Annotated in this window: 21 protein-coding genes and 2 pseudogenes; 6 read left to right on the plus strand and 17 right to left on the minus strand. The window is 57.1% G+C overall.

Translation table 11 applies throughout. The features are described 5' to 3' along the window. Positions 1–50 precede the first annotated feature (50 nt). From RHM59_RS07225 to mrdA, 4 genes are all read right to left on the minus strand, one after another. Positions 51–1,607: an ABC transporter substrate-binding protein gene (locus RHM59_RS07225; RefSeq protein ID WP_322168959.1), complete on the minus strand. Its 1,557-nt coding sequence runs from the start codon at positions 1,605–1,607 to the stop codon at positions 51–53. A 239-nt stretch (positions 1,608–1,846) separates the two neighbouring features. Further along, positions 1,847–2,407, minus strand: a complete 561-nt coding sequence (gene ddpX / locus RHM59_RS07230; protein ID WP_322168956.1) for a D-alanyl-D-alanine dipeptidase — start codon at positions 2,405–2,407, stop codon at positions 1,847–1,849. Between the two features lie 34 nt (positions 2,408–2,441). Further along, complete coding sequence (locus RHM59_RS07235; protein WP_322170858.1) at positions 2,442–3,293, minus strand: MurR/RpiR family transcriptional regulator; 852 nt, start codon at positions 3,291–3,293, stop codon at positions 2,442–2,444. Positions 3,294–3,683: 390 nt separating this feature from the next. After that, positions 3,684–5,579: a penicillin-binding protein 2 gene (mrdA, locus tag RHM59_RS07240; RefSeq protein WP_322168952.1), complete on the minus strand. Its 1,896-nt coding sequence runs from the start codon at positions 5,577–5,579 to the stop codon at positions 3,684–3,686. Positions 5,580–5,825: 246 nt separating this feature from the next. Between mrdA and RHM59_RS07245 the strand changes: the two genes are divergently transcribed. Beyond that, complete coding sequence (locus tag RHM59_RS07245) at positions 5,826–5,981, plus strand: hypothetical protein (protein ID WP_322286290.1); 156 nt, start codon at positions 5,826–5,828, stop codon at positions 5,979–5,981. Between the two features lie 123 nt (positions 5,982–6,104). On the opposite strand, the gene araH is transcribed toward RHM59_RS07245, so the two are convergent. The 5 genes from araH to RHM59_RS07270 form a co-directional block, all read right to left on the minus strand. Further along, positions 6,105–7,070 carry an L-arabinose ABC transporter permease AraH gene (gene araH, locus RHM59_RS07250; protein WP_322168946.1) on the minus strand — a complete coding sequence of 322 codons (966 nt, stop codon included), beginning with the start codon at positions 7,068–7,070 and terminating at the stop codon, positions 6,105–6,107. Between the two features lie 42 nt (positions 7,071–7,112). Next, positions 7,113–8,627 carry an L-arabinose ABC transporter ATP-binding protein AraG gene (gene araG / locus RHM59_RS07255; protein WP_322168944.1) on the minus strand — a complete coding sequence of 505 codons (1,515 nt, stop codon included), beginning with the start codon at positions 8,625–8,627 and terminating at the stop codon, positions 7,113–7,115. Positions 8,628–8,720: 93 nt separating this feature from the next. Further along, the gene (locus tag RHM59_RS07260; protein WP_322168942.1) at positions 8,721–9,725 is read right to left on the minus strand and encodes a substrate-binding domain-containing protein; all 1,005 of its coding nucleotides are present in this window, start codon (positions 9,723–9,725) and stop codon (positions 8,721–8,723) included. A 211-nt stretch (positions 9,726–9,936) separates the two neighbouring features. Then, the gene (locus RHM59_RS07265; protein WP_322168939.1) at positions 9,937–10,815 is read right to left on the minus strand and encodes an SMP-30/gluconolactonase/LRE family protein; all 879 of its coding nucleotides are present in this window, start codon (positions 10,813–10,815) and stop codon (positions 9,937–9,939) included. 58 nt (positions 10,816–10,873) lie between these two features. Beyond that, the gene (locus RHM59_RS07270; protein ID WP_322286291.1) at positions 10,874–11,611 is read right to left on the minus strand and encodes a FadR/GntR family transcriptional regulator; all 738 of its coding nucleotides are present in this window, start codon (positions 11,609–11,611) and stop codon (positions 10,874–10,876) included. A gap of 551 nt (positions 11,612–12,162) precedes the next feature. Between RHM59_RS07270 and RHM59_RS07275 the strand changes: the two genes are divergently transcribed. Then, on the plus strand, positions 12,163–13,311 hold the full coding sequence (locus tag RHM59_RS07275) for an aldose epimerase family protein (protein WP_322170855.1): 1,149 nt from the start codon (positions 12,163–12,165) through the stop codon (positions 13,309–13,311). Positions 13,312–13,365: 54 nt separating this feature from the next. Here the strand turns inward: RHM59_RS07275 and RHM59_RS07280 are convergent, their stop codons facing one another. The 3 genes and pseudogenes from RHM59_RS07280 to RHM59_RS07290 form a co-directional block, all read right to left on the minus strand. Then, complete coding sequence (locus tag RHM59_RS07280; RefSeq protein WP_322286292.1) at positions 13,366–14,160, minus strand: ABC transporter permease; 795 nt, start codon at positions 14,158–14,160, stop codon at positions 13,366–13,368. Beyond that, entirely contained in the window at positions 14,160–14,879 is a 720-nt protein-coding gene (locus RHM59_RS07285; RefSeq protein ID WP_322286293.1) for an ABC transporter ATP-binding protein, read from the minus strand. The genes RHM59_RS07280 and RHM59_RS07285 overlap by 1 nt, the downstream gene beginning before the upstream one ends. A 403-nt stretch (positions 14,880–15,282) precedes the next feature. After that, positions 15,283–16,223, minus strand: a pseudogene (locus RHM59_RS07290) (alpha/beta fold hydrolase). 155 nt (positions 16,224–16,378) lie between these two features. Between RHM59_RS07290 and RHM59_RS07295 the strand changes: the two are divergent. Beyond that, positions 16,379–16,507 carry a hypothetical protein gene (locus RHM59_RS07295; RefSeq protein ID WP_322168926.1) on the plus strand — a complete coding sequence of 43 codons (129 nt, stop codon included), beginning with the start codon at positions 16,379–16,381 and terminating at the stop codon, positions 16,505–16,507. An 8-nt stretch (positions 16,508–16,515) separates the two neighbouring features. Here the strand turns inward: RHM59_RS07295 and RHM59_RS07300 are convergent, their stop codons facing one another. Further along, positions 16,516–17,391: an alpha/beta hydrolase gene (locus tag RHM59_RS07300; RefSeq protein ID WP_322168922.1), complete on the minus strand. Its 876-nt coding sequence runs from the start codon at positions 17,389–17,391 to the stop codon at positions 16,516–16,518. Between the two features lie 214 nt (positions 17,392–17,605). On the opposite strand from RHM59_RS07300, the gene RHM59_RS07305 reads away from it, so the two are divergent. Beyond that, positions 17,606–18,043, plus strand: a complete 438-nt coding sequence (locus RHM59_RS07305; protein ID WP_322168919.1) for a carboxymuconolactone decarboxylase family protein — start codon at positions 17,606–17,608, stop codon at positions 18,041–18,043. Positions 18,044–18,083: 40 nt separating this feature from the next. Here RHM59_RS07305 and RHM59_RS07310 read toward each other — a convergent pair whose 3' ends face one another. Together RHM59_RS07310 and RHM59_RS07315 are read right to left on the minus strand one after the other, a co-directional pair. Further along, positions 18,084–19,235 carry an MFS transporter gene (locus tag RHM59_RS07310; RefSeq protein ID WP_322168916.1) on the minus strand — a complete coding sequence of 384 codons (1,152 nt, stop codon included), beginning with the start codon at positions 19,233–19,235 and terminating at the stop codon, positions 18,084–18,086. A gap of 205 nt (positions 19,236–19,440) precedes the next feature. Next, a complete protein-coding gene (locus RHM59_RS07315; RefSeq protein ID WP_322168913.1) occupies positions 19,441–20,082 on the minus strand; it encodes an HD domain-containing protein in 642 nt (213 codons plus the stop codon). 222 nt (positions 20,083–20,304) lie between these two features. On the opposite strand from RHM59_RS07315, the gene rarD reads away from it, so the two are divergent. Beyond that, positions 20,305–21,201 (plus strand): EamA family transporter RarD, encoded by an 897-nt coding sequence (gene rarD / locus RHM59_RS07320; protein ID WP_322168910.1) that lies wholly within the window; start codon positions 20,305–20,307, stop codon positions 21,199–21,201. 38 nt (positions 21,202–21,239) lie between these two features. Here the strand turns inward: rarD and zapE are convergent, their stop codons facing one another. Both zapE and RHM59_RS07330 read right to left on the minus strand, forming a co-directional pair. Continuing rightward, a complete protein-coding gene (gene zapE / locus RHM59_RS07325; RefSeq protein ID WP_322286294.1) occupies positions 21,240–22,364 on the minus strand; it encodes a cell division protein ZapE in 1,125 nt (374 codons plus the stop codon). Between the two features lie 15 nt (positions 22,365–22,379). Next, entirely contained in the window at positions 22,380–23,825 is a 1,446-nt protein-coding gene (locus tag RHM59_RS07330; RefSeq protein ID WP_322286295.1) for a SulP family inorganic anion transporter, read from the minus strand. A 531-nt stretch (positions 23,826–24,356) separates the two neighbouring features. Between RHM59_RS07330 and RHM59_RS25415 the strand changes: the two are divergent. Beyond that, positions 24,357–25,250 (plus strand): annotated as a pseudogene (locus tag RHM59_RS25415) (cache domain-containing protein); the annotation flags it as partial. Between the last annotated feature and the right edge of the window lie 99 nt (positions 25,251–25,349).

Raw genomic sequence — 25,349 nt, forward strand, 5'->3', positions numbered from 1 at the left:
GCGTTAACACGTTGCAGTGGCTGGCGGTTATCCCGAAGGACAGCCGCGTTTTACTTGGTGATGGTGTCGATGTTGAACACTTGCTCAAGCATCGGGTTAAACACGTAACCCTTCACCGTGCTGCGCATCGGCAAGGTGTAGGCCTTCTGGTACAGGTAGGCGTACACGCTGTCGTTGAGCACGATTTTTTGCGCTTGCTGGTACAGATCGGTGCGCTTGGCCGTGTCGTTGTTCGCCGCCGATTCGCGAATCAGCTTATCCACCGCCGGGTTGTCATAGAACGAACGGTTGCCCGGCAAGCCTTGAAGTTTGGAGTCGAACCAGAAGTTCATGAACATGTACGGGTCAGCAAAGTCTGGACTCCACGAACCAATGGCGATGTCGAAATCACCGGTGCCCAAGCGTTCACGCATGGTGGCGTTGGCCAGTTTTTCCATTTTCAGGTTGACCCCCAATGGCGCCAGGTCAGCTTGCAAGGTCAGCCCAATGGGCTCCCAGTTCGGGTCCTTGTCCGAGTACATGAAGTTAAGCGCGGTGATTTTCTCCGGGACTTTGGCCAGGTCGGCCTTGGCCTTGGCGGTGTCCTGCTTGAACGGCGGCAGTTTTGAATCGTAGGCCCACATGCCTTGGGGGATCGGCCCGTTCATGGGTTTGGCTTTGCCTTTCAAGATGCCATTGATGATGCCGTCGTAATCCAGCGCATCAACGATGGCCCGACGCGCGTCCGGGTTATTCATCGGTGCTTTCTTGTTGTTCAGATACAACAAGGTGACCCGCAGTGACGGGTAGTCGCCAATGACCACGCCTGGCTTTTTGCTCAGCGCATCCAACTGGTCTTCGGGCATGTCTTCAATGATGTCGAGGTCACCGTGTTCCAGTTGCAAGCGACGCACCGATGCTTCGCCGATGATCTTGATCACGACTTTTTTCAAGGCCGGTTTCGGGCCGGCGAAATAGCTGTTTTGCTCCATGGTCAACGCCTGACCTTTCTGCCACGACGCCAGGCGGAAAGCGCCAGAGCCTGCAGTGTGGGTCGACAAGTAGGCGTTAACGTCGTCGGATTTTTTCGCCACGTCCGGGTTGATGATGGCGCCGCCGTTGTGCGCAAGGGTGAAGAGGAACGGCGCATACGGGGCTTTCAGGGTAAAGCGCACGGTCATCGGATCGACCACCGAGACCTCCATGTCATCCGGGAACGCGCCGGACGGCCCTTGCTTGAGCTTCATCAGGCGGTCGAAGGAGAACTTCACCGCGTCGGCGTTCACTTCAGCGCCGTCGTCGAACTTGTTGCCCGGCTTGAGTTTGAACTCCCAGACCAGGTTGTCCGCCGAGGTGCTCCAACTGGCGGCCAGGTCGCCCTGCACTTCCGTGCTGCCCTTACCGTTCTCGACCTTGTAGGCCACCAACTTCTGATACGCCGGATAAGTCACGGCCCAGTCGTTGTTATCAATGGTCACTGCCGGGTCGAGGGTCTGGGGATCGGACGGTTTGCCGATCACCAGGGTGTCTGGCGGTGTTGCAGCGCTGGCCGATTGCCAGGCGCCGAGGCCCAGTGCTGAACACAGCAGGGCCAAGGCCATTGTGCGCGGGGTGAAAAGTCGGTTCATGCCGGTTCCTTGATCATTCGAACGATGGAATTTCGTCGGTGTTCATCTTTTATGAAAAGCTATTAAGAGCTATGAAAGCTCCACCGGCAGTTGAAACCCAAGCACCGGTTCAGGTGCTTGCAACGGACAGTCATCGGCCTTTCAGCTAAACGTCTGCACCGGGTATACGCCGGGATTCATGGGTGCCCCGGTCAGGTCTTGCGGTGTCACGGTTCATCAGGTGTGGCGGTGTGGCGATTTCAATTAACGGCCGGGCGAATCGAGTGATCGTCGATCATTGGATACGCGTCGGCATTGGGCAATTCGTAGTGCCACCATTCGCTGGCAATGTGCTGGAAACCCGCCCCGAGCATGATTCCCAGCAGCAACAGGCGATTGCGTTGCACAGCAGGTGGCAGGTCAGGGAAAAACGGGTGGGACTGCTCGCGCATGTCATCGAACCCGGTGCCCATGTCCAGCGGCTGGCCGTCGCCGTCCAGCAGCGTCAAGTCCACCGCCACGCCACGGCTGTGGGGCGAACCCAGTTGCGGATCACGCACGTATTCGGGGTTCGGTAAGGCCTGCCATAACAACAGCTGGGCATACGGCGGACGGTAGGCGTCAAACACCCGCAAGCTCAATCCGGCCTGGCGCGCCAATCGGCTGGCCAGGCGCATGCAAATTTCAGCGTCACGGTGCAGCAGGCAGCGTGCGTCCTTGTAAATCGGTTTGCCTGCCAAGTTATCGGCGCTGGCGTAAATCAAGTCGATTTCGATCTCAAGCGCCTCGGCATCGACCTCGACAAGTGGGCTGCTGTTCACTCAAACACTCCAAAATCCACAGTAAAAAAAGGCGCTATTCGAACTGGCCGAAAAGCTCTTGTAGCTGCCGGTTTTTCGCCAGACGCTCATCCAGCCCACTGCCATATTTTTCTGCCACGGCAGAGACCATCAGGTTAAACAGGCAGGCCAGTGGCGCCATGGAATCCCAAAACTGCCCGACGTCGGACTTCAACTGCAACAGGTCCATCGGGTAGTCACGCGCCCAAGGACAGTGGAAATCGGTGATCAGCGCCAGTGGCAAGTTGTTGCTGCTGGCGACCTCGCAAAACGTGCGGGCCACGGCTGAATAAGTACGAAAATCGGCGATCACTGCGTAGGGTTTTTCGAACCGGGAGTTCAGTGATTCGGCGTAGGTACCTGACAACCCATCGACGTAATAAACCTTCGGCCGGATGTATTCCAAGTGGCTGTGAAACGCATTGAGGAGGCCTCGGGTGGTCTGGATGCCGACGATGAACACCGCATCGGCGGCGTACAACTGCTGGACGATCTGGCCGAACTGTTCGCTGCGAGCCAGGCCATACACGTGTTGGATGGCCTCCAGCTCGCGGGTCAGCGAGCGATCGAGCGCGTCGCCATGGGTCGCTTCTTCCCGAAAAGCCCCGAGCCGGTCGGTGATCAGCCAAGTGTTCACCGAATCACCGCGCAGGCTCTGCTTCACGTCATCCAGATTGCGGTAACCCAGCGAACGCAAAAAACGCCCGACCGAAATACCGGTGGTGCCTGTCTGCTGCGCGATGCTGTCAGCGGTCTCGAAAGGCAGCTTCTGCGGGTGGGCCAACAGATAACCCGCAATCCGCTTCCCCGTCGGCGTCAGGCTGTTAAAGCGCTGCTCCAACGCGTCGTGAAAACTGCTTTTTTCCATGGCATTCATACGGGAGTCAGCGTCCGAAATCGATGTCAAAATGTTAGATAACATTCATTTTGTTGCAATATGTTAGCAACATAACATTCGTTTTCAATCGAACACAAACGGTTTTTTGCAGAAATTTCAGGGCGGAAAATTAATGATTCAAGAGGGTGCGGAGGGAGGGGGAAATGCGCTTTTTATGGGCGGATATTTGGTGTTTGGCGAAATGAATTCATTCTGTAGGAGCCAACTTGTTGGCGAAGATTCTTCGGACGTATCGCAGCCTCCGGCAGCTCCTACAGAATTTGTGCACGGCCAGAATCTGTGGGACCGAATTCATTCGCGAAGGCGTCGGTTCTGATTCACACCACTGTCAACGCCGCCACCGCATCCAAAAACCCCACATCAAACGTGCGGATCACCCGGTGGTTTAACCAGTGGAACCGCATATTGCGGCTTCAGCTTGCCTTCTTTGTCGAGCAACCAGGCGTCCAATATCTGGCGCACCACGGGCCCCGCAACACGGCCACCGGCCTCGCCGTTTTCAATCATCACCGACACCGCGATTTTCGGTTTACCCGCTGGGGCAAAGCCGACGAACAAGGCGTTGTCACGGTTACGTTCCAAGGTCTTCAGGCGGTTGTAACGCTCGCCCTGCTTGATCGCGACCACTTGCGCGGTGCCGCTTTTGCCGGCAATCCGGTACTGCGCGCCCACCGCTGCCGCACGGGCAATGCCGCGCGGATCGTGCATGACCATCTGCATGCCGTGGTTGACCTGCTCCCAATCCGCGTTGTTGCGCAGCACGATGTTAGGCATCGGATGCTCATCGACCGGCGCGACACCGTCCACGGTTTTCGCCAAGTGCGGGCGGATCCATACGCCTTTGTTGGCGATCAGCGAAGTGGCTTGGGCCAATTGCAACGGCGTGACCTGCATGTAGCCCTGACCGATGCCGAGAATCACCGTTTCGCCTGGAAACCAGACCTGTCGTCGCGTAGCACGTTTCCATTCACGGGACGGCATTAAGCCTGGCGCTTCTTCAAACATGTCCAGCGAGACTTTTTGTCCCAGCCCGAACATGGTCATGTAGTCATGCATGCGGTCGATGCCGAGCTTGTGCGCCAAGGTGTAAAAGTAGGTGTCGTTGGAACGCATGATCGCCGCGTCCATGTCCACCCAACCGTCACCGCTGTGGTTCCAGTTGCGGTATTTATGGTCGTAATCCGGCAACTGGAAATACCCAGGGTCAAACACCCGGGCTTGTGGCGTTACTACTCCACTGTCGAGTCCGGCAATCGCCACTTCCGGCTTGATCGTCGAACCCGGCGCGTACAAGCCGCGCAGTACGCGGTTAAACAACGGCCGGTCAACCGAATCCCGTAGCGCTGCGTATTCCTTGAAGCTGATGCCGGTGACGAAGAGGTTCGGGTCGAAACTCGGCTTGCTGACCATCGCCAGAACTTCGCCAGTTTCCGGGTCCAGCGCCACCACCGACCCACGGCGGTCACCCAACGCGTCTTCGGCCGCTTCTTGCAAATGCACGTCCAAGCTCAAAACAATGTTCTTGCCGGGAATCGGATCGGTGTGTTTAAGCACTCGCAACACCCGGCCTTGGGCGTTGGTTTCAACCTCTTCATAGCCCACTCGCCCGTGCAACTCGGACTCGTAGAACTTTTCGATACCGGTCTTGCCGATGGATTGCGTGCCCCGGTATTCAACGGCATCCAGCTGCTTGGACTCTTTCTCGTTGATCCGGCCCACGTACCCAATCGAGTGAGCAAAATGCTCGCCGTACGGATAATGCCGAACAAACTGCGGCTCAACGTCCACTCCCGGCAGACGAAACTGATTGACGGCGATCAAGGCGATTTGTTCTTCGGTCAACTCATACAGCAGCGTTACCGGATCAAAATGATGGCGAGCCTGCTTTAGGTCCTTGTCGAACAGAATGCGGTCTTCTTCCGGCAAGCTGAGAATGCTGATCAGCGAATCCAGGACCTGACTCCAGTCCCCGGAACGCTCACGGGTCATGATCAGGTTGAAACTCGGTCGGTTATCAGCCAGCACGACGCCGTTACGGTCGTAGATTATGCCCCGCTCCGGGGTGATCGGCAGCACGTGAACCCGGTTGTTTTCTGAAATGGTCGAGTGATAGGCGAACTCGGTGACTTGGAGGAAATACATTCTGCCCACCAGAATGCAGCTCAAGATGGCGACGAGCAGGCCACAGACCGCCAATCGCTTATTAACCAGCTGCGTTTCTTTCTCATGGTCTTTTAAGGGAATTGGATCAGGCATTTCTACAGCTTCTCGTTTAAAAAGGGACAATCATCACAAATTGTGACGCACGATACCAAGAAGTGCGTACCAATATGGATTCATCTGCCGGACGCGACCTTTGAGGCAGATGCACCGATGGGAAAATCACCCTGATTTGGGGGGCTACAGGCTATCCATTCAGGCCCGCAGAACCGGTATCGTGTGGTGCACATGCCGACGGGAGCAGCGCGCTCCTTTATTCAGCGGGTCAAGTTCGGAACACTCATGCTGAAAAAAAAACAGAGAGCGCCGCGGTGGTCGCTGTTGCTTGCTCACTGCAAAATCCCGATTTACTGGATAAAAGGACGGGAACTGAACATCCTGCAAGCCGGCGCCATCGCTGCCGTGTCGGGTATTTGCGGGTTATTGGGACAGATTTGATGAGCGCCGGAGAACCGCACGAGGTTCGGTACAGGCTGGGACCGAATTCATTCGGGAGGCGGTCAATCTGGCGCACCGCGTCAAGCTATTCGCGAATGAATTCGCTCCTACAGAGCCTTGTGATCAGCGGCGTTTCATCCGGTCAATGATCACCGCGATCAACAGAATCGTTCCGCGAATCACGTATTGATAGAAGGTGTCGATATTCTTCAGGTTCATCGCATTCTCGATGATCGCCAGAATCAGCACACCGGCAATGACATGTCGAATCATCCCGATGCCGCCACTCAGCGACACGCCTCCCAGCACGCAGGCCGAGATCACCGTCAGTTCAAAACCCTGCCCGATCATCGGTTGACCCGAGGTCATGCGCGAGGCCAATACCACGCCGGCCAGGGCACCGATCACCCCGTGCACGGCGAAGATGATGATCTTGGTTCGGTCGACGTGTACGCCCGCCAACAGCGCGGCTTCTTGGTTGCCGCCGATGGCCATGGTGTTTCGCCCGTAGGTGGTGTAATTCAGCAGCCAACCAAAGAACAAGAAGCACAGTACGGTGATCACGATCGGTACCGGAACGCCGTAGATCATGCCGTTACCGAAGACGAAAAAGTCCTGATCCATTACCCCAACTGCTTTGCCGCTGGAGAAGATGTAAGCCAGGCCACGCACGATCTGCATCGTTGCCAAGGTCGCGATCAAGGCATTGATGCGCAATTTTGCGATCACGATGCCGTTGACCAAGCCCACCACTAGGCCCATGGCCAAGGCCGCTGAAACCCCTAGGAACACGCTGTTAGTGTCGCGAATAACCAGACCCGCAACCACCCCCGCGCAGGCGATGACCGACCCTACCGACAAGTCGAAATGCCCGGACGCCAGGCAAAACAGCATGGTGCAGGCGGCAATTCCGACGGTAGACACCGCGAGACCCAAGCCACGCATGTTTAAGGACGACATGAAGTTATCGATGAACAGCGCACACAACACAAAGATGGTCAGCGCAGCGAGGAGCATGACCCAATCGTCGAAAAACCGACGCAGATTCAGCCCCTGCCGAGGAGCGGGCAGGCTATTTTCGTGTGACATATGTACCTCGTTTGTAGTTTTTTTTGTCAGCCACATAAGTAATTACCCGCGTGAGCGCGGAAGTGCCAATTGCAACAGTCGCGACTCATCCGCTTGGTCGCGAGACAGTTCACCCGTGAGAGCACCTTCGCTCATCACCAAAATACGGTCGGAAATGCCCATGACTTCCATCAAGTCGCTGGAGACCACAATCACCGCGATGCCGCTGGCAGCGAGTTTGTGAATGATTTGATAAATTTCCGCTTTAGCTCCGATATCGATCCCGCGTGTCGGTTCGTCGAGCAGCAACACCTTCATGGGCATCGACAACCAACGGCCCAAAATCACTTTCTGCTGATTGCCTCCTGAGAGGTAAATAATCTGCTGATCGGGCGATGGGGTTTTGATGTTCAGGGCACGAATTTGTTTGTCAGCGTTTTCACTTTCCCAGCGTCCCTGGATCAGGCAACCCAGGGTGGCGTGGTTGCGACGTGCGCCCATGTTGATGTTTTCGGCCACGCTGGACAGCGGTACGATGCCTTCTTTTTTCCGGTCTTCGGGACACAACAACACCCCGGCGGCGATCGCGTCCCGGGGCGAGTTCAACGTCAGCGGTTTGCCGTCCAATTGCAGTTCGCCGGCCTTGCTGCGGGCCAGCCCGGAGAGCAAACGCAACAACTCCGTGCGCCCTGCTCCGACCAAACCAAAGAAGCCCAATATCTCGCCCTTGGCCACCGAAAAGCTGACGGGCTCTTGCAGGCCATGACCCAGCAAGCCATCAACCTTCAGCGCCGTCCCTTGGTGCTCCCGTGGCCGATAGTCGTAAATATCCTGAATATCGCGACCTACCATGCACGTCACTAACTGGTCATGGCTCAAGTCGCTCATTTGCTCGAACGTACGAACGAAACGACCGTCCTTGAACACCGTCACGGCATCGCAAATGCGGAAAATTTCTTCCATCCGGTGCGATACATACAAAATCACCCGGCCTTCGTCACGCAGCTTGGCGATGATGGTCATCAAGCGTTCGATTTCACGCGCTGAAAGGCTGCTGGTGGGTTCGTCGAAGGCAATCACGTGGGCGTTGTGCGACATGGCCTTGGCGATTTCAACCAACTGCCGCTGGCCCAGGGACAGATCGCCCAGGCGCGTGGACGGGTCAATCTCATCCGCCAGGCCTTTGAGCAATTCCCGCGCCCGACGCAACATGGCGCGCCGATTGACGACACCGAAGCGCGACGGCATATGACCCAGCAGCAGGTTTTCCGCCACGGTCATTTCTGGCACCAATTGCAGCTCTTGGTGAATCACCGCCACACCGCCAGCGATGCTGTCCGCCGCCGACTTGAAATGCATGGTGCGATCGCCGATCTGTAAGTTACCGCTGTTAGGCTGATACGAACCGCCGAGAATTTTCAACAGCGTCGACTTGCCGGCACCGTTCTCGCCCATCAGTGCGTGCACTTGGTGGGGACGCGCGACGAAGCTGATTTCAGAGAGCGCACGCACGCCGGGGAAAACTTTGCCAATATCATTGAAACGCAGACTTTCGCCCGCTTGTTGTTGTTCCACCATGAAACCACCTCTTACCTCGTTCCGGTGGTCGGAACGAGGTCTTGCAGATGCCAGCCTGAACAGCCAGGCGCGTCAGGGCATATCAAACCCGGCTTACTTATAGAGGCCGATTTTGGTCAATACGTCTTTGAAGTTGGCGCGCGTAATCAGTGTGACATCGGCCAGCGCCGTGTATTTCGCAGGTTCTTTGCCGGTGGTCACCCACTCGTACATCGACAGCGCGGTGCCGTAACCTTCTTTGTCCGGGCTTGGTAGCATCGAGCCGAAGAAGCCACTGTCTGGTTTCTTCAATTCGTCGATGGCGTCAGTGCCATTGATGCCGATACCGATCACGTGTTTGGCATCGAAACCTGCGCTTTCGGTTGCACGTACGCCACCCAGAACGGTGTTGTCGTTCATGCCGCCGATGATCAGGTTTTTCGCGGTGTTTGGCAGCTTGACCAACGCCGAGTTGGTGGCGTCCATGCTGCCCGGTACGTCGAGGGTTTTCTGTGCGGTATAGAGGATGTGATCCGCGGGTAGACCTGCTTTTTCCAGCGCATCCACCGAGCCGTCGGTGCGCTTCTTGCCCGTGTCCAATTCGTTGTAGGTGTTGATCACCGCGTAGGTTTCTTTCCAGTCCCATTTGCGATTTTTCGCTTCGGTAGCCATGGCGCTGCCCTGTTTCTGGCCTACTTCAAACGCAGCCATGCCCAGGTACGGCACATCTTCCATGAACTTGCCATTGCCATCGACGAAGCGGTCGTCGACCGTCATCACTTTCAGGCCATTTTGCTTGGCTTTGGCGACGATCGAAGACCCGAGCCCGACATCCGGCGCACAGATTACAAAGCCTTTGGCGCCGTTGGCGGCCAAGCTGTCGATGGCGGAAAGGGTTTTTTCACCGTCGGGAACGGCGATTTTGATCACGGTAAAGCCGTGTTCTTTACCGGCCTTTTCAGCGAAGGCCCATTCAGTCTGAAACCAAGGCTCTTCGGCCTGTTTGACCAGGAAACCGATTTTGACTTCTTCAGCGGCAGATGCGGTGGTGCCCAATCCCAGTATTGCAGTGGCGACAGCGGCACAGCACAGGGAACGAATCCCGTGACGACTCAACATAGCTAACTCCTTATTTTTATTGAATAGCTACAGCGTGGACGATTTGGCGCAGTGGCTACCGACCCTTGAAAGGGTGGTCTTGATTCCTGGGGAAAAGTACGACCAGAAACCGACAAAACAGTCATATCATAATATGAATGGTGCAAAGGTAACGTAGTGTCACCTTGGCTCAGACAGTCAACTGCCACCCTCGCCAGCGAGGTCCGCACGATTAACCTGCGAACCGATGACAGGCCATACCCGCCACCCCTACCGGTGCCATGATCACCGCACCGGCAAGCGCGCCATTGGCCGAAGCTGGCGCAGCACTGGTGACGTACAGCGTAGACAATTCCGGACCACCGAAGACGCAACTGGTGGGGTGACTGACCGGCAGCTCTACCACTCGGTCGACAGCACCGTCTGGGGCAAACCGAATCAGGCAATGGCCCTCCCAGCGCGCATTCCAGATATAGCCTTCAGCGTCCATCGCCGAGCCATCGGGATCACCGCGAGGGTGTTCGGCAGCCCAAATCGTCCGCTCGCCCAAAAGACCATCGGCCGCGATGGGGTAACGATAGATCACGCCGTCCAGAGTGTCGGCGCTAAAAACCGCCGTCGCCTCTGCGTTCCAAAGCAGGGTGTTGACGATGCCTTGCTCAGCGAGCAGTGGCGTAACACTGGCGTCCGGATCGACGCGAAACAGGCCGCCCGAACGCCGCATCAACGGCACGTCACCGCCTTGGGCATCCAGGTTGTTTTGCATGCTCCCTAGCCATAACCGCCCCTGCACATCGCAACGCGCTTCGTTGGGACGATTTCCCGCGACTGGGTCAGCCACGCAAAAGAGAGAGAGTTTTGGTTGGTCCGCGGGGGAAGAAAGGTCCAGGCGGTAGACGCCACTGGCCAGGGTGACCAACGCATCGCCCGATTCGCAGGGAATAAAAGCGGAAACCGGCTCGGTGAAACGCCACTGATGATAACGGCCATGACTCAAGCGGCAGGCCAGAAAGCCGGCAATATCGACCCAATACAACGCTTCTTGCTCGCGATCCCAAAAAGGACCTTCTGCCAGTTTGAAGCGTTTTTCTGACACAGGTTGCCAGTGCATAAACCGTCCTTATTCTTATTTTTTTGTGCTTCATTATTTACAGCGCTTGGGGCATTGCTCAGCTAGGTTGCAGCTGAGACTTTTCGAATCCCGCATCGCTTTTATGCGCAGCGTAATAGCGTGAAATGGTCACCGTCGCCTGTTCGATCAGGCTCATGCAGGCCCATACGCCTCGCGCGGAATCACGTGCTGTAATCGCGTCAGCCAATTCCTTGTGCAACGGCAAGGTCTTGCCCAACTCCTGCGGTGCCGCCGACGACACCTCGAACGACACCGCCAACAATGTCCCTAGCGCGGGCAACATTTGCTCGATGAACTGGTTATGGCTGGCCGCCAGCACCGCCTCATGAAAACGTTGGTCGGCGCGGTTGTAATCGCCCTTGTCGTCCAGCGAAGCCTCCAGTGCGCGGTACGCCTCCTGAATGTCAACAATCTGCAGCGGGCTCGCACGTTCACAGGCCCAGCGCACAGCCATGGGTTCAATGGTGCGTCGCAAATCCAACAGGTCCATGACGAAATTTTCCGGCAAGCCTTTCTTTGCCAGCCAACCCACCACCTGCGGATCAAACAAATTCCAACTGCGTATCGGCATCACCCGAGTCCCGACTTTGGGCCCCACTTCCAAAATGCCCTTGGCCACCAGCGTCTTGATTGCCTCGCGGATCACCGTTCGGCTGACCCCTAATTCCTCACACAATGCGGCCTCAACCTTCAGCGTCTGCCCTGGCAACACATGGCCCGCAGCAATCCAGGTGCCCAGCCAATCCACGGTCGACGCATGATAATTACTGCTCATTCCCAGCGCCTCTGTCTGCGGCTATTTCCGCAAATTGAGGCTAATCATCATACGATTAGCTGTCAAACGACTATGCTGCCTTGGCTGAGTATCTTTGACGCCACATCCATCACTGCCCAACACTAAATAGTATTACCATTAATTTTTCAAGTACTGCTTTTTGGGCTATAAATGGCAATTAGTGAATTTTACCGAGCTGAATAGTCTGATTAATAGGCGCTGCGACAGGGAGGCGGATATTCATTCTGTGGGAGTAGGCTTGCCTGCGAAGAGGCCCGTCATCGCGCCGCTGATGTCGACCTGAAACCTGGGTCGCTTGCATTGACGCTTTCGTTGGCAAGCCAACTCCCACGGAGACTTTTGGCCGACATGGAATAGTAGGCACTGAACATCTGATCGCAGCAGCCTTCGGCAGCCCCTACAGAGGTTTTGATCTGTTTTTGGATTTTTCATAGAAGGAGTTGCCCACCCAGAAACCGATACACCGTCAGGAAAACTGCGCTTTTCAAACCCTACTCTGTTCAAAAATAAAAAAAGGAAAGGTAGCTATGATGCATCGCACACTCACCCTCAGCGGCCTCGGACTGTCCTTGATGATCGCCACACTTTCTGCTCACGCCGCTGGACTGACCAGCGAACACAGCGCCTTCGGCACCACTTCGGACGGCGCGCCCATCGAAAAATACACCCTGCGCAACAGCCACGGCATGCAAGCCAGCATCATTACTTGGGGCGGCGTTCTGCAATCGCTGATGGTCCCGGATAAAAACGGCAAAGCCGATGACGTGGTGTTGGGCTTTGACGATATTCAGGGCTATCAAGCCAACCCCACGGTCTACTTCGGCGCGACGATCGGTCGCTTTGGCAACCGCATCGCCGGGGGCAAATTCTCTCTGGACGGCAAGCAGTACCAAGTGCCCACCAATGACGGCCCGAATTCGCTGCACGGCGGCAGCCAAGGCTTCGATAAACGCGTCTGGAAAGCCGAGGCCAGCAAGGAAAAAGGCTGGGTAGGCGTGACACTGACCTACACCTCCCCAGATGGCGAAATGGGCTTTCCCGGCACATTGGAAACCCACGTCACCTACAGCCTTAACGAGAAAAACGAGCTGCGCATTCAGTACCGCGCCACCACCGACAAACCCACTGTGCTTAACCTGACCAACCACAGTTACTTCAACCTGGCTGGCGCGGGCAGCGGCGACGTTCTAAAACAAGTCGCCACGGTGTACGCAAGCACATACACACCGGTCAACAGCACGCTGATCCCTACTGGGGAGTTGGCACCCGTGGCAGGAACCCCGATGGACTTCCTCCACCCCACGGCGTTCGGCAAAAACATTCACGCCGACCATCCGCAGTTGAAATTCGCCGAGCCCAAGCAAGGTGGTTTTGACTTCAACTGGGTACTGGACACCAAAGGCAACGTCGGCAAACTGGCCGCCGAAGTGCGCGACCCGCAATCTGGACGGCACTTGCAGCTCTACACCACTGAACCCGGCGTTCAGCTCTATACCGGCAACTTCCTCGACGGCACCGTCAAAGGCAAGGCTGGCAAGGTTTACCCACATTGGGGCGCGTTTACCCTGGAAACCCAGCACTACCCAGATGCGCCTAACCAGCCTAATTTCCTGAGCACCCGCCTGGACCCTGGCAAGGTTTACACCCAGACCACGCTGTTCAAGTTCTCAAATAAATGAGAGTCGATAGATAAGCGTGAACTTAGGCATCGGGGTTTATTCACCCCGGTGCCTTTATGTACGTGCCAGCAGCTTCGCGGCCAGAAATCGGTGATCCGCCGAAAACAGCCGTCGGTACGTGAGCAACACCGCGAGCACCGTGCCCAAACCAGACGCGGCCGCGATCAAAAACATGATGATGATTTGATAACGCACCGCCTGAATCGGCGATTGGCCCGCCAGCACCTGGCCGGTCATCATCCCCGGCAGGCTGACAAGTCCGACCACGGTCATTTGATTCAGCGTCGGTATCATTCCGGCCCGTACCGCCTGCCGCGCGGGACCTTGCGCTGCTTCCCAGCGCGATGCGCCCAGCGCCAGGCTCATCTCTACTACCGTACGTCCGGCCGTCAATTCTTGGGTCATTCGGTCGATGCCCAACGAAACACCGGTCAGGGTGTTACCGAGAATCATGCCGAGAATCGGGATCGCGTATTGCGGTTCATACCAGGGATGAATCCGGATAATCGCGAACAAACCCACTGCCGTCACCAGCCACGAACTGAGCCAGATCGACACGATGCTGTCGAGGCGCTGGCCCACGTAAGTGCGTCTGCCGCGCTCCGACGCCGACAGCCCGGCAATCAAGGTCATCGCGGCCATTAATGGCAACACCACGTACCACTCGCCATGGCCGAAGACCCAGCCCAGTACGTAACCAATGGCCAGTAATTGCACCACCGTACGAACCGCCGCCACAGCCAACTTACGCTCCAGGTTGAGTTTCAACAGCAACGACAACACGCCGTTAATCAGGATCAGTGAGGACGCAATGCCGATGTCCAGCAGCGACAGGTTTTGATAATCCATCACGGGGTTTCCTCGCTCAATGTGCCGGCCAGCATCGTCAGTTGACGCCCGCTCATGCGCTGCGCCTGCGCTTGATCGTGAGACACCCATAAATAGGCGCGGCCATTGTCGTTCGTCGCGTTGAACCAGGCCGTGACCAGCGCTTCGATCTCTTGCGAAGACTCCGGGTCCAACGCAGCAGTGGGTTCGTCGAGCAGCAGCACATCGGGTTGCAATTGCAGCACCCTGATCAACGCCGCAATTTGCGCCTCCCCGCCGGATAACTCACTCGACTGTTTGTCGAGAAAACTATCGTCCCTCCCCGCCTGTTTCGCCAACCGCACCGCCGCGTCGCGATCAAAGTGCAGGTCGTTGTAAACCTTCAGGCTGAACGGGTAGCGCAGGTTGTCTTCGACCGTACCTTCCAACATCGCCGGACGCTGGGCGATGTAGCTGACATGACGTCGAAAGGCCGGAATTGCGGCGCCACTTACCCGCGTGTTGCGCCAAAAGATTTGGCCGGCATCCAGTGAATCCAACAACGCCAAGGCACGTAGAAAGACGCTTTTGCCCGACCCCGACGGCCCGGTCACCGCCACCCGGTCACCTGCGGCCAAGCTGAAATCCACGCAATTGAGCAAATGGGTTTGGCTTTTTGCGTTATACCGGACCAGCCCGGTGGCGTTGAGAAGTATCTGCCGAGGCGTGGCCGGCGTTGGTTTGGGGGGAGAAAGCGTCATTGGATTACGGGTTCTCTGAAGTTACCGGTGAGGGTCGCAGCATAAGCGATGGCAGGCGTCTGTAGGAGTCAACGTGTTGGCGAAGCATCCGCTACGGTGTGTCGGATACGCCGCCTCGCGAACACGTTCGTTCATACAGATTTTGACGATCCGCAGATTTCTATAAAAGCCGTCGAAGGCGGCGATGAGTGCTCGCGCTTATTATTTTGGGTCTGCCGAAGTCTCTGTGTGGCTTGCCAACGAAAGCGTCAATACACACGATTCAGGTTTCAGGTCGACATCCGCGGCGCGATTACGGGCGTCTTCGCAGGCAAGCCTACTCCCACAGTATCTGCAGCTGCTTGCTAACAACCGCGTCAACGAAATCCCAGAGCGGCACCGGCTTCGTAGCCTTCGGCAGCTCCTACAGGGGGGCGGGGTTCGGCGCGGTTTTTTGTTTGAATTGGATACGTTCCGCAAGGTCAAGAATCGCCTTCAGAACGTCGGACGGCGCCTCCTGCGGGATGTTGTGCCCGACCCCGCTCAGGATTCGCCGCTCGTAGAAGTCTGAAAACTGATTTGCATCGCCATCAATCTCGGGGGGCGGCCCGACGCCGTCATCGCGCCCACACAACGAAATCGTCGGCACGCCAATCATCGGCTGGGTAGCCAGCTGGGTTTCAATGGGCTCAAGGGCCGGATCGCCTTCCGTGTAGCCGTACCGATGCCGATAGGAATGAATTACAACGTCCACGAAGTCAGGATTGTCGAACGACTGCGCCGTCCGCTCAAACGTTGCCTCACTGAACACCCAAGGAGGCGACCACAGTTGCCATAACAAACGGCAAAACGCTTTGCGATTGGCTTCAAGTCCGGCTCGCCCACGTGGGCTATGGAAATAATATTGATACCAATAACGGTGCTCGGACTTCGGGTCTTGGGGTTGGGAGGAACCGGGGATGTCTTGGATGTTGTAGCCGTCGCCAGTGACCAACGCATTAACCCGTGACGGCCAAAGTGCGGCGACGACGCACGCCGCGCGCCCCCCCAGTCATATCCCACCAGCGTAGCCTTCGCGATGCCAAGAGCATCCATCAGCTCCAGCAGGTCTTTACCCAGCGCAGCTTGTTGGCCGGAACGCAGGGTCTCGAGAGAAAGAAACCGCGTCGGACCGTATCCACGGAGGTAGGGAACGATGACTCGAAATCCCTTGTCGACTAACAGGGGGGTAAGTTCGTCGTAGCCTCGTGGATTATAAGGAAAGCCGTGCAACAACATCACCACCGCGGCACCCCTGTCTCCATGGGTTTCATAAGCCACTTCGAGCGTTGGGGTACGGATGAATTGGATGTTCGGTGTGGTCATAAGGGATGCCTTATCGACGAGAAAGGCCGCCTTTTTACGTAATATCCCGATAAATACAGGGGCCAATTCTGTAAAGCTCGGGTAAAGCTCGTTCCCTTATCCGGCGTTTTGGATTAATTATTATCAATCGCTTTACGATCCATCCGGAGTACGTCATGAGCAACATTCAAATCGGTATGTTTGCCTTGTTCGCCATAGCGGTGTTGGGAGCGCTCAATTTTTACTTGGACTTCCTGCGTACCAGCAAGCCCAAGAAAGACAAAATAAGCGCCCCCAAGTCCTGATATCCGGTTCAGCCCAGAAATGGCAACACGTGCTCCAACAGCAGTTCGGGTGCTTCTTCGGCGATGTAGTGCCCTGCGGCCACAGGTTCACCCCGCACATCGGTGGCGACGAGTTGCCATTCCTTGAGTGGATCAAAGCAACGCCCGACGATCCCTTCCTCACCCCACAGCACCATAAGCGGCAGCACCAGCCGGTTGCCCGCAGCCATGTCGGCACGGTCATGATCAAGGTCAATGCTGGCGCTGGCCCGATAGTCCTCGCAAACGCCTCGCGCGGCGCCCGGCAGTTTCAGGCAGCGCAGGTATTCGCCAAACGCTTGGTCGGTAAATGGCGCCATGCCCGCGCTACGGCTGCCCATGACGCTGCGCAGAAACTGTTCGGGATCGGCTTCGATCAACGTTTCCGGTAGCGGTGCCGGGCGGATCAGAAAAAACCAATGCCAATAGGCGCGGGCGAACGCCTCGTTGGTTTGGCTGTACATCGCCAGCGTCGGCGCGATGTCCAGCAGTACCATGCGGTTTACCGTGTGTGGATGATCCAGCGCCAACCGATGGGCAACCCTGGCGCCACGGTCGTGGGCCAACACCGAAAATGTTGAAAAGCCTAGTTCACGCATCAACTCAACGTTGTCGCGGCCCATTTCGCGCTTGGAATAAAGGCGGTGTTCGGGGTCGGCCAATGGCTTGCTGCTGTCACCGTAGCCACGCAAGTCAGCCGCGACCACGGTGAATTGTTTGGCCAGGGTTTCGGCGACTTTGTGCCAGATCACGTGGGTTTGCGGATGGCCGTGCAGCAACAACAGACCGGGGCCAGAGCCTCCAATGCGGTAGGCAATTTCAACACCGTTGACCTTACAGACCTTCTTTTCGAATCCAGCGAACATGGATGTCTCCTTATGATTATTGAAGACATCCTAGTTCGTTGTGCGTTCACGGCAAGGCGCAAAGCGTGGGGACCCCGTTCATGAAGTGTGTTTGCCTGGCACAGCCATTCGCAATTGGACCCGCCGATTCACTCGGAATTGGCTATTCGAAACTGCTGTCGAGGACGGTACTGTGACGCCCGACAAACAGTCGATCACCTTTGGAGACAACGAAATGAACAGCCGAATTGAATGGGGGAAAATGGCACCGGAGGCGTTGAAGGCGTTAATGGGGCTGGAGCAGGCCGTGGGTAAGTGTGGGCTGGAAAGTTCGTTGCTGGAACTGGTTCGCCTTCGTGCTTCGCAACTCAATGGCTGTGCTTATTGCGTGGACATGCACGCCAGCGATGCACGCAAAGCCGGTGAAACTGAAGCGCGCTTGCAAACGCTATGCGTCTGGAAAGAAACGGCGTTCTTCACGCCCCGTGAACGCGCCGCACTGGCGTGGGTCGAGAGCTTGACGCTGTTGTCCGTTCAGCATGCGCCGCAGGATCAATACCAGGCGCTGCTGGAGTATTTCAGCGAAGCCGAAGTGGTCAACCTGACGCTGGCGATTGCCACGATCAATGCCTGGAACCGTTTCGGCGTTGGTTTTGCGATGGTTCCGGCTTAGATGGTTCCGGCTTAAATGTAGGAGACCTCGGAACTTCATCTCAAACCTTAAGCATCCGACCACCCAACGCCACACCCAGCAGCAACACGGCGATGCACAAAAATGCCAGGTTCAAGCTGCTGGCGTGGGCGATGAAACCGATAACCGCCGGGCCCGCAAGAATGCCGCCGTAGCCCAGCGTGGTCACGGCAGGAACCGCTACATGTTCCGGCATGACGGTTTGTCGCCCGATGGCGCTGTAAAGCACTGGCACGATATTCGAGCACCCAACGCCCACCAACGCGTAGCCCAGCAACGTCGCTTCCCAGGCGGGAATAAGTGTCGCCAGCGTCAATCCCGCCGACGCGAACAGCCCCCCAAGAATGATCACCTGATTGGCCCCGACCCGACGCACGATGGCATCACCCGAGAGACGTCCGACGGTCATGGTCAGGGCAAATACCGCATAACCCAAACCGGCATAAGCCGGGTCAACGCCACGCATCGAACTCAGGAACACCGCGCTCCAATCCAGCATCGCGCCTTCGGTCAGGAACACCGTCAGGCATAACAGACCGATAAACAGCACGATGCCGTGGGGAATGGCGAACGCCGGACCTTTGCTCTCGCTGCCGTAGGTGAGGAAGTGCGGCGAGGCCTTAATCAGCGCGATGAGGATGATCGCCACCACCGCCCCCATGGCGATCAACGGGGAGGCGCCAACACTGAGCAACCCACTGACACTGGCTGCACCGGCAATCCCGCCGAGACTGAACAGGCCATGAAAGCCCGACATCATGGTTTTACCGCTGGCCCTCTCAACCATAATCGCCTGAATATTCACCGTGCAATCCAACGCGCCCATGCTGGCACCGAATACGAACAGGGTCGCGATCAGCAGCGGCAGGCTGGAGACCGTCGCCAATAATGGCAGACATAGGCAGATCAGTACGCTGGACAGGATCAAGACAATGCGGCAACCAAAACGCCCGGCGAGTATTCCAGCCAAGGGCATGGCGATGATCGAGCCGACACCCAGGCAGAGCAGCAATAGCCCGAGGGTGCCGTCGTTCAGATCGACGCGGGCCTTGGCATAAGGCACCAATGGCGCCCATGCGGCGACGCCAAAACCGGCAATAAAAAAAGCGATTCGGGTGGAAAGCTGCTCGCGTCGGGCGCTGATGGCCGGCGCAGCGATGTTGATAGAAGTCATGCAGCGTCCTTCGAAACGTCAGGCGGGTACAACCCGGCAATCGAAGCAGCCTAACAAAGGTGGCGGCGTATCCAAATGTTTTGCGTTGTTTTAAAAATCCAAACGACTCTGTAGGAACCAACTTGTTGGCGAGGCGGCGTATCAGACATATCTCGTCAAACCCCTCGCCAACAAGTTGGCTCCTTGTACAGAGAAGGGTGCGGGGTTACGCCACCCAAGGCGACTTGCGGATGATGTCGACGAAGTTCATTGGTTTGAACTTAGGATCAAGGTCCACCAGCACGTCAGCGTTGACGGTACCAAATGTGGTGTCTGGCTTGTCTTTGAAGCCATCGGCGAACGCACAGATGATGCATTCCTTGAAGCCTTCGCCACGAGGATGCGCATGCACCACGGCGTCACGCTGTTCGGTGGAGAACGCAGCGTATTCCATACCCAGTACGTCCATTTCGACCCCTGCCGTCACCAACGCCACGTTCGGACGCAAATGACGCACGACGTTCGGTGTGGTGTGCAGGGCAATTGATAACCAGACCTGCTCCATGTCGCCTTCCGACAAGCCAAACGGCTTCACGAAGGCGCGGGCGGCGTTAGCGCTGTCGACTTCAAAACGCTCGTCAGCGCTGCGATGGCCTTCCACCAAACCGAGGTCATGGAACATGGCGCCGACATACAGTTGTTCGGCATCGTACTTGAGCCCTTGGCGTTCACCGCTCAATGCGCCGAACAAGAAAACCCGGCGGGAGTGGTGATACAACAGGTCAGGTTCGTTATCACGAATGTATTCTGTGGTGGCTTTGGCCAGGGCGCTGTCAGGGATCTTAATACCGGCAATGTGGGTGGTCATGGTGACGTTCCTCAGGCTATCGCACCTGTATGGCGCGGCTGAAACAAGTCTCTGCCCGTGGGGGCTTGGCCACAATCGGCGCGAGGTCACGTTATCTGCCAAACGTCCGTCATATCCTGCCACCTGGGATCGGCTAGACTACGCGCCGCTTCTGACTCAGCTAAAACCGGCGTTGCGAGGAAATCGCGCGACAAATAAGAATTGAAAAGACGTGAGGAAGTTGTGTCAAAAGGCATTGCGCTGTCGGTTCTGGCCTCGATCCTGTTCGCGGTCATGTATTTTTACACCTCACTCCTCAAGCCCCTGAGCGGCAGCGAAATCTTCGGCTGGCGTATGCTGCTGACGGTGCCGTGCGTGACGCTGTTCATGCTTTCCAGCGGCGACTGGCGGCTGGTGCGCGACATCGCCACACGCTTGCGGCAGTCACCCATTCTGTTAACCAGCATGCTGCTGTCATCGCTTTTACTGGGCGTGCAACTCTGGCTGTTTATGTGGGCGCCGTTGCATGGACGCAGCATGGACGTGTCGCTGGGCTATTTTCTATTACCGCTGACGATGATCGTTACCGGCCGCATCGCCTATGGGGAACACCTGTCACGCCTGCAAACTATCGCCGCGTGTTGTGCGCTGGTGGGGGTTGGCAACGAGCTGTACCGCGTGGGCAGCTTTTCCTGGGAAACGCTGTTGGTCGCATTGGGTTATCCGTTTTATTTCGTTTTGCGGCGCAGGCTGGGCACCGATAACCTCGGCGGCCTGTGGTTCGACATGGCGCTGATGCTGCCGGTCAGTCTGTGGTTCATCGTCAACGGCAACCCCAGCGCCCTCTCCCACTCTGCGCGTTTGTATCTGTTGATTCCGGTCCTGGGCATGATCAGCGCGTCGGCGCTGTGCAGTTACATCATCGCCAGCCGCCTGTTGCCCTTCAGCCTGTTCGGGCTTTTGAGCTACGTTGAACCGGTGCTGTTAGTCGGCGTGGCCTTGCTGCTGGGGGAAAGCATCCACCGCGATGAATGGTTGACCTACCTGCCGATCTGGTTTGCGGTGCTGGTGTTGGTCGCAGAAGGCAGCAAACACCTGCTGGCTCAACGCCGAAAGAATCGCGTCCGCGCCGCTCTGTAGGGGCTGGCAGTTAAGCAGTCTCGTGAACACGTTCGCTCCTACAGTTTTGCAAACCGCTCCAGCTGCATTTCCTGCAAACGGCTCAGCGTGCGGCGAAAGGCGAAGGACAGGTAGCCCTCGGTGTACAACGCTTCAAGCGGCACTTGCGCCTCGACATACAGCGGTACTCGACGGTCATAGCACTCGTCGACCAGCGCAATGAAACGCCGAACACCATCGTCGTGCACCGACAATTGCGGCAGTACGCGATCACCGGCCGCGACCTGTTCTACTGCATCCTCAGTGCCGCGGGCGATTTTTCCTTCGCGCTGTTTGGCACTCAACGCCGGTACTTCGCTGATCAAAATCGCGGAAAACCGATCGCATAAATCGATGAAATCCATGGCCGCCAATGGCTGTTCGCAGACGTCGGCATAACGGCACCACAGGACTTTTTCGCTGTGGCGGATCACGTTGATGCGGCGATGACCGAACGCCACGGGCTCATTCGACGATGGCTGGCCCGCGCTCAGCTGCTCGAAGACACCGGCCAGCGCACTCATACTGCCCGGCTGACTCACCCAGTAACGCTGATGCAATTGCCCCGGATGCAGGCGGTGGTCTTCGCCGCCGTCGACGGTCACCACGGTCATGTAACGGTTAATGGCGACGATGGCCGGCTCGAAACGCTCACGGTTGTGACCGTTTTCATACAACTGCTCTGGCGGCTGGTTGGAGGTGGACACCACGACCACGCCCTCTTGAAACATCACTTGCAGCAATCCACCGAGAATGATCGCGTCGCCGATGTCGTTCACGAATAGCTCATCGAAACACAGCACCCGCACGTCTTTGGCCAGTTCTTGGGCCAGCGCCCGCAAAGGATTGGCGGTGCCGGTCAATTGGAACAGGCGCATGTGAACCCAGCGCATGAAGTGATGAAAATGCTGGCGCCGCGCGGGCAAGCTCAGGCTGTCGTAGAAACGGTCCATCAACCAGGTTTTGCCACGGCCCACCGGCCCCCACAGGTAAACGCCCTGGGTCTGCGGCCGACGCTTGCCGTCGTGTAGCGCCAGGAAACAGTCTTGCAAGCACTGCGCAGCGTTTAACTGTGCAGCATCGGGGGTAAACCCTTGTTGGTCGATAGCCTGTCGATAGGCGTCCAGGGGAGAAACAATGTTCATCAAGAAATGGGCTCCTCAATCGTGATGCACGCCGGCGCGCTTAAGCATCTGCTTGCAGCGTTCGGACAAGTGAAGCACGTGCAAGTGCTTGCCGACTTTGACGTAGCGCTCACGCAAGGCCTTCAGCGCGGCGATGGCCGAGTAATCGACAAAACTCAAGCGGCGACAGTCCAGAGTCACGTGGGCGGGGTCATTGGCGGGGTCGAACTGATTGAGGAATGGTGTTGTCGAGGCGAAGAACAGCGTGCCGTGTAAGCGGTAGAGCTTGCTTCCGTCTGCTTCCAATGAACTGTCGGCATAGAGCTCGCGAGCCTGCTGCCAGGCGAAATTGAGCGCGGCAATGACGATGCCGCACAATACAGCGGTGGCCAAGTCGGTAAATACGGTGATAACCGTCACCGTTAAAATCACCAACACGTCGTTCAGCGGCACCTTGTTCAGCACCCGCAACGAGGCCCAGGCGAATGTTTGCTGCGACACGACCAACATCACCCCGACCAATGCGGCCAGCGGAATGTGCTCGATCAGCGGGGAAAGAAACAGCACGAATAACAGGATCATTACCCCAGCGACCACGCCGGAAAAACGCCCACGACCGCTGGAACTGAGGTTGATCACGGTCTGACCGATCATGGCGCATCCGCCCATGCCGCCAAACAATCCCGAGACCATATTGGCCGCCCCCAACGCCACGCACTCTTTATCCGGGTAACCACGGCTTTCGGTGATTTCGTCGGTAAGGTTCAGCGTCAACAGGGTTTCAAGAATGCCGACCAAAGCCATCAATACGGCGTAAGGGGTCACGATGAACAGGGTTTGCAGGTTCCACGGCACTTGAGGCAGCGCCAGACCGGGCAAGCCTGCGGCAATGTGCGCCATGTCACCAAGGGTGCGGGTCGGCAGGTCAAGCAGATACACCGCCAGACCGACACCGAGGATGGCCACCAGCGCCGACGGCACAGCCTGGGTCAAACGTGGCAGCAGGTAGACGATGGCCATGGTCAATGCCACCAACCCGATCATCAAATAAAGCGCTGGACCGCTCAGCCAGGTTTCTCCGCTCTTGAATTGCTCCAACTGGGCCAAGGCGATGATGATCGCCAAGCCGTTGACGAAGCCGAGCATTACCGGGTGCGGCACCATGCGAATCAGCTTGCCCAGTCTCAGCAGGCCAAACACGATCATGATCAACCCGCCGATCACTACGGTGGCAAGCAGGTACTGCACGCCGTGTTGCACCACCAGCGCGACGATCACCACCGCCATTGATCCCGCCGCGCCGGAAATCATTCCCGGGCGGCCGCCGAACAGGGCAGTCAAGGTGCAGATGATGAAGGCGCCGTAAAGCCCCATCAGCGGATTAAGGTGGGCGACCAGGGCAAAAGCGATGCACTCGGGCAATAGCGCGAATGACGTCGTCAGTCCAGCCAAGGCATCGGCGCGTAGGCGATTTGATTTCATGGCTTACCTAAATTGTTCGCCAGCGAAGTCAGACGCAGGAAGGCGGGAAAAGAGGGTTGAGGATGGTACGGAGTTGGAGGCCATCCCGCCAGCCATGCATCCACGTCTGTTGCCCTACAACTTGGCCAAATGCCACATAACCACCCATTCCTCGCTGAACTGCTCCAAAACGACACAGTGTTGTGTCTCGGCGGGCGGCCCGTTTTGCATGACGTCGGATTTATATATTTAACGGTTATCCGCTCTAATCCAGCGCTTTGCGCCGCAGACAACCCATAAAGTTGACCTGCAGTTCAGCTTTATGGCGCAGTTATTGCCTTATGCAAAAGCCCCCTCTCAGCACTTTTCCGTCGTGGTTGTGCGTCCGCTCGTTTTACGTGGAGTTTCCCTATGCCTGTCTGGCGAAAAAGTATTCAGTGGCAACTCACCTTGAGCATGGGTGCAGCATTGGTCATCAGCAGTCTGATTGTGATCGCCATTTATGCCTTCGCCTTGAACCGGCTGACCGATCGCTATCTGCTGCAACAAGCCATGCCCGCCAGTGTCGAGGCCATCCGCAACGACCTTGAGCGGCTGCTCGCTTCGCCCCTCACCGCCGCCAGTGACATTGCCGACAACACACTGGTGGAGGATTGGTTGCGCACGGGGGAAGACCCTGCCCAACAAGCGACCTTCGTGCGTTACCTGGCCAATATCCAGCAGCAACACAAAGCATTGACCACCTTTATCGTCGCCAAGGACAGCGGCCACTACTTCACCAACAAAGGGGTGGACCGCACGTTGCAGCCTGGCGCCAAGGAAAACGGCTGGTTCTATGATTTCCTCGCCAGCGGCAAACCGCGCGCGCTGGAAATCGACATTGATCAAACCACCCGAGTCCCTACGCTGTTCATCAACCAGCGGATTGAAAGCAACGGCATCGTCGTCGGCGTGGCAGGCCTTGGTTTTAGCTTGAGCGCCTTGTCAGAAATGGTCCGTAACTTTCATTTTGATGAGCATGGTCAAGTCTATCTGGTGAGCCCGGACGGCAAGGTCAAGGTTCACCCCAACGCCGATTTCAACGACCGCCAGTCGCTGGAGCAGTTGGTCGGCGCGGGACCGGCCCACTCGTTGTTGGGCGCTACCACCGGTAAAACCCCAATCGAATTCGAGCGCAACGGCCAAGCTTTTGTGGCCTTGGCCGCGCCGGTGGATTCACTAGGCTGGACCCTGGTCAGTGAGGTGCCGCTGGCGGAAGTCTACGGCCCGGCCAAAGACGCACTGACGATCATCTCCGCTATCAGTCTGGCAGTGGTGCTGTGTTTCCTCGGTTTTGTGGCCTGGATAGCACGTGGCATCGTGCGGCCAATTCGTCAGGTCACTACCGCGCTGATCGACATTGGTGGCGGCGATGGCGACCTGACCCGGCGTCTGGATGATCATCGGGAAAACGAACTGGGCGATTTGGCGCGGGGCTTCAACCGTTTCATTGGAAGCCTGCACGAACTGATCGGCGATGCATTGACCACCAGCGAACAATTACGC

This window comes from Pseudomonas sp. MH10 (assembly GCF_034353045.1).
In the GTDB taxonomy this organism is placed as follows: Bacteria; Pseudomonadota; Gammaproteobacteria; order Pseudomonadales; family Pseudomonadaceae; genus Aquipseudomonas.

What these genes read in the sequence shown, in the direction of transcription:
- RHM59_RS07270 (WP_322286291.1), bottom strand. Translation starts at nt 11,611, where the DNA reads ATGAGCAGTAATTATCATGCGTCGACCGTGGATTGGCTGGGCACCTGG.
- araG (WP_322168944.1), bottom strand. Translation starts at nt 8,627, where the DNA reads ATGGTGGAACAACAACAAGCGGGCGAAAGTCTGCGTTTCAATGATATT.
- RHM59_RS07280 (WP_322286292.1), bottom strand. Translation starts at nt 14,160, where the DNA reads ATGGATTATCAAAACCTGTCGCTGCTGGACATCGGCATTGCGTCCTCA.
- RHM59_RS07305 (WP_322168919.1), top strand. Translation starts at nt 17,606, where the DNA reads ATGAACAGCCGAATTGAATGGGGGAAAATGGCACCGGAGGCGTTGAAG.
- RHM59_RS07285 (WP_322286293.1), bottom strand. Translation starts at nt 14,879, where the DNA reads ATGACGCTTTCTCCCCCCAAACCAACGCCGGCCACGCCTCGGCAGATA.
- RHM59_RS07245 (WP_322286290.1), top strand. Translation starts at nt 5,826, where the DNA reads ATGCTGAAAAAAAAACAGAGAGCGCCGCGGTGGTCGCTGTTGCTTGCT.
- RHM59_RS07330 (WP_322286295.1), bottom strand. Translation starts at nt 23,825, where the DNA reads ATGAAATCAAATCGCCTACGCGCCGATGCCTTGGCTGGACTGACGACG.
- RHM59_RS07300 (WP_322168922.1), bottom strand. Translation starts at nt 17,391, where the DNA reads ATGTTCGCTGGATTCGAAAAGAAGGTCTGTAAGGTCAACGGTGTTGAA.
- RHM59_RS07265 (WP_322168939.1), bottom strand. Translation starts at nt 10,815, where the DNA reads ATGCACTGGCAACCTGTGTCAGAAAAACGCTTCAAACTGGCAGAAGGT.
- RHM59_RS07295 (WP_322168926.1), top strand. Translation starts at nt 16,379, where the DNA reads ATGAGCAACATTCAAATCGGTATGTTTGCCTTGTTCGCCATAGCGGTG.
- RHM59_RS07260 (WP_322168942.1), bottom strand. Translation starts at nt 9,725, where the DNA reads ATGTTGAGTCGTCACGGGATTCGTTCCCTGTGCTGTGCCGCTGTCGCC.
- RHM59_RS07275 (WP_322170855.1), top strand. Translation starts at nt 12,163, where the DNA reads ATGCATCGCACACTCACCCTCAGCGGCCTCGGACTGTCCTTGATGATC.
- araH (WP_322168946.1), bottom strand. Translation starts at nt 7,070, where the DNA reads ATGTCACACGAAAATAGCCTGCCCGCTCCTCGGCAGGGGCTGAATCTG.
- RHM59_RS07235 (WP_322170858.1), bottom strand. Translation starts at nt 3,293, where the DNA reads ATGGAAAAAAGCAGTTTTCACGACGCGTTGGAGCAGCGCTTTAACAGC.
- RHM59_RS07225 (WP_322168959.1), bottom strand. Translation starts at nt 1,607, where the DNA reads ATGAACCGACTTTTCACCCCGCGCACAATGGCCTTGGCCCTGCTGTGT.
- RHM59_RS07310 (WP_322168916.1), bottom strand. Translation starts at nt 19,235, where the DNA reads ATGACTTCTATCAACATCGCTGCGCCGGCCATCAGCGCCCGACGCGAG.
- mrdA (WP_322168952.1), bottom strand. Translation starts at nt 5,579, where the DNA reads ATGCCTGATCCAATTCCCTTAAAAGACCATGAGAAAGAAACGCAGCTG.
- RHM59_RS07315 (WP_322168913.1), bottom strand. Translation starts at nt 20,082, where the DNA reads ATGACCACCCACATTGCCGGTATTAAGATCCCTGACAGCGCCCTGGCC.
- zapE (WP_322286294.1), bottom strand. Translation starts at nt 22,364, where the DNA reads ATGAACATTGTTTCTCCCCTGGACGCCTATCGACAGGCTATCGACCAA.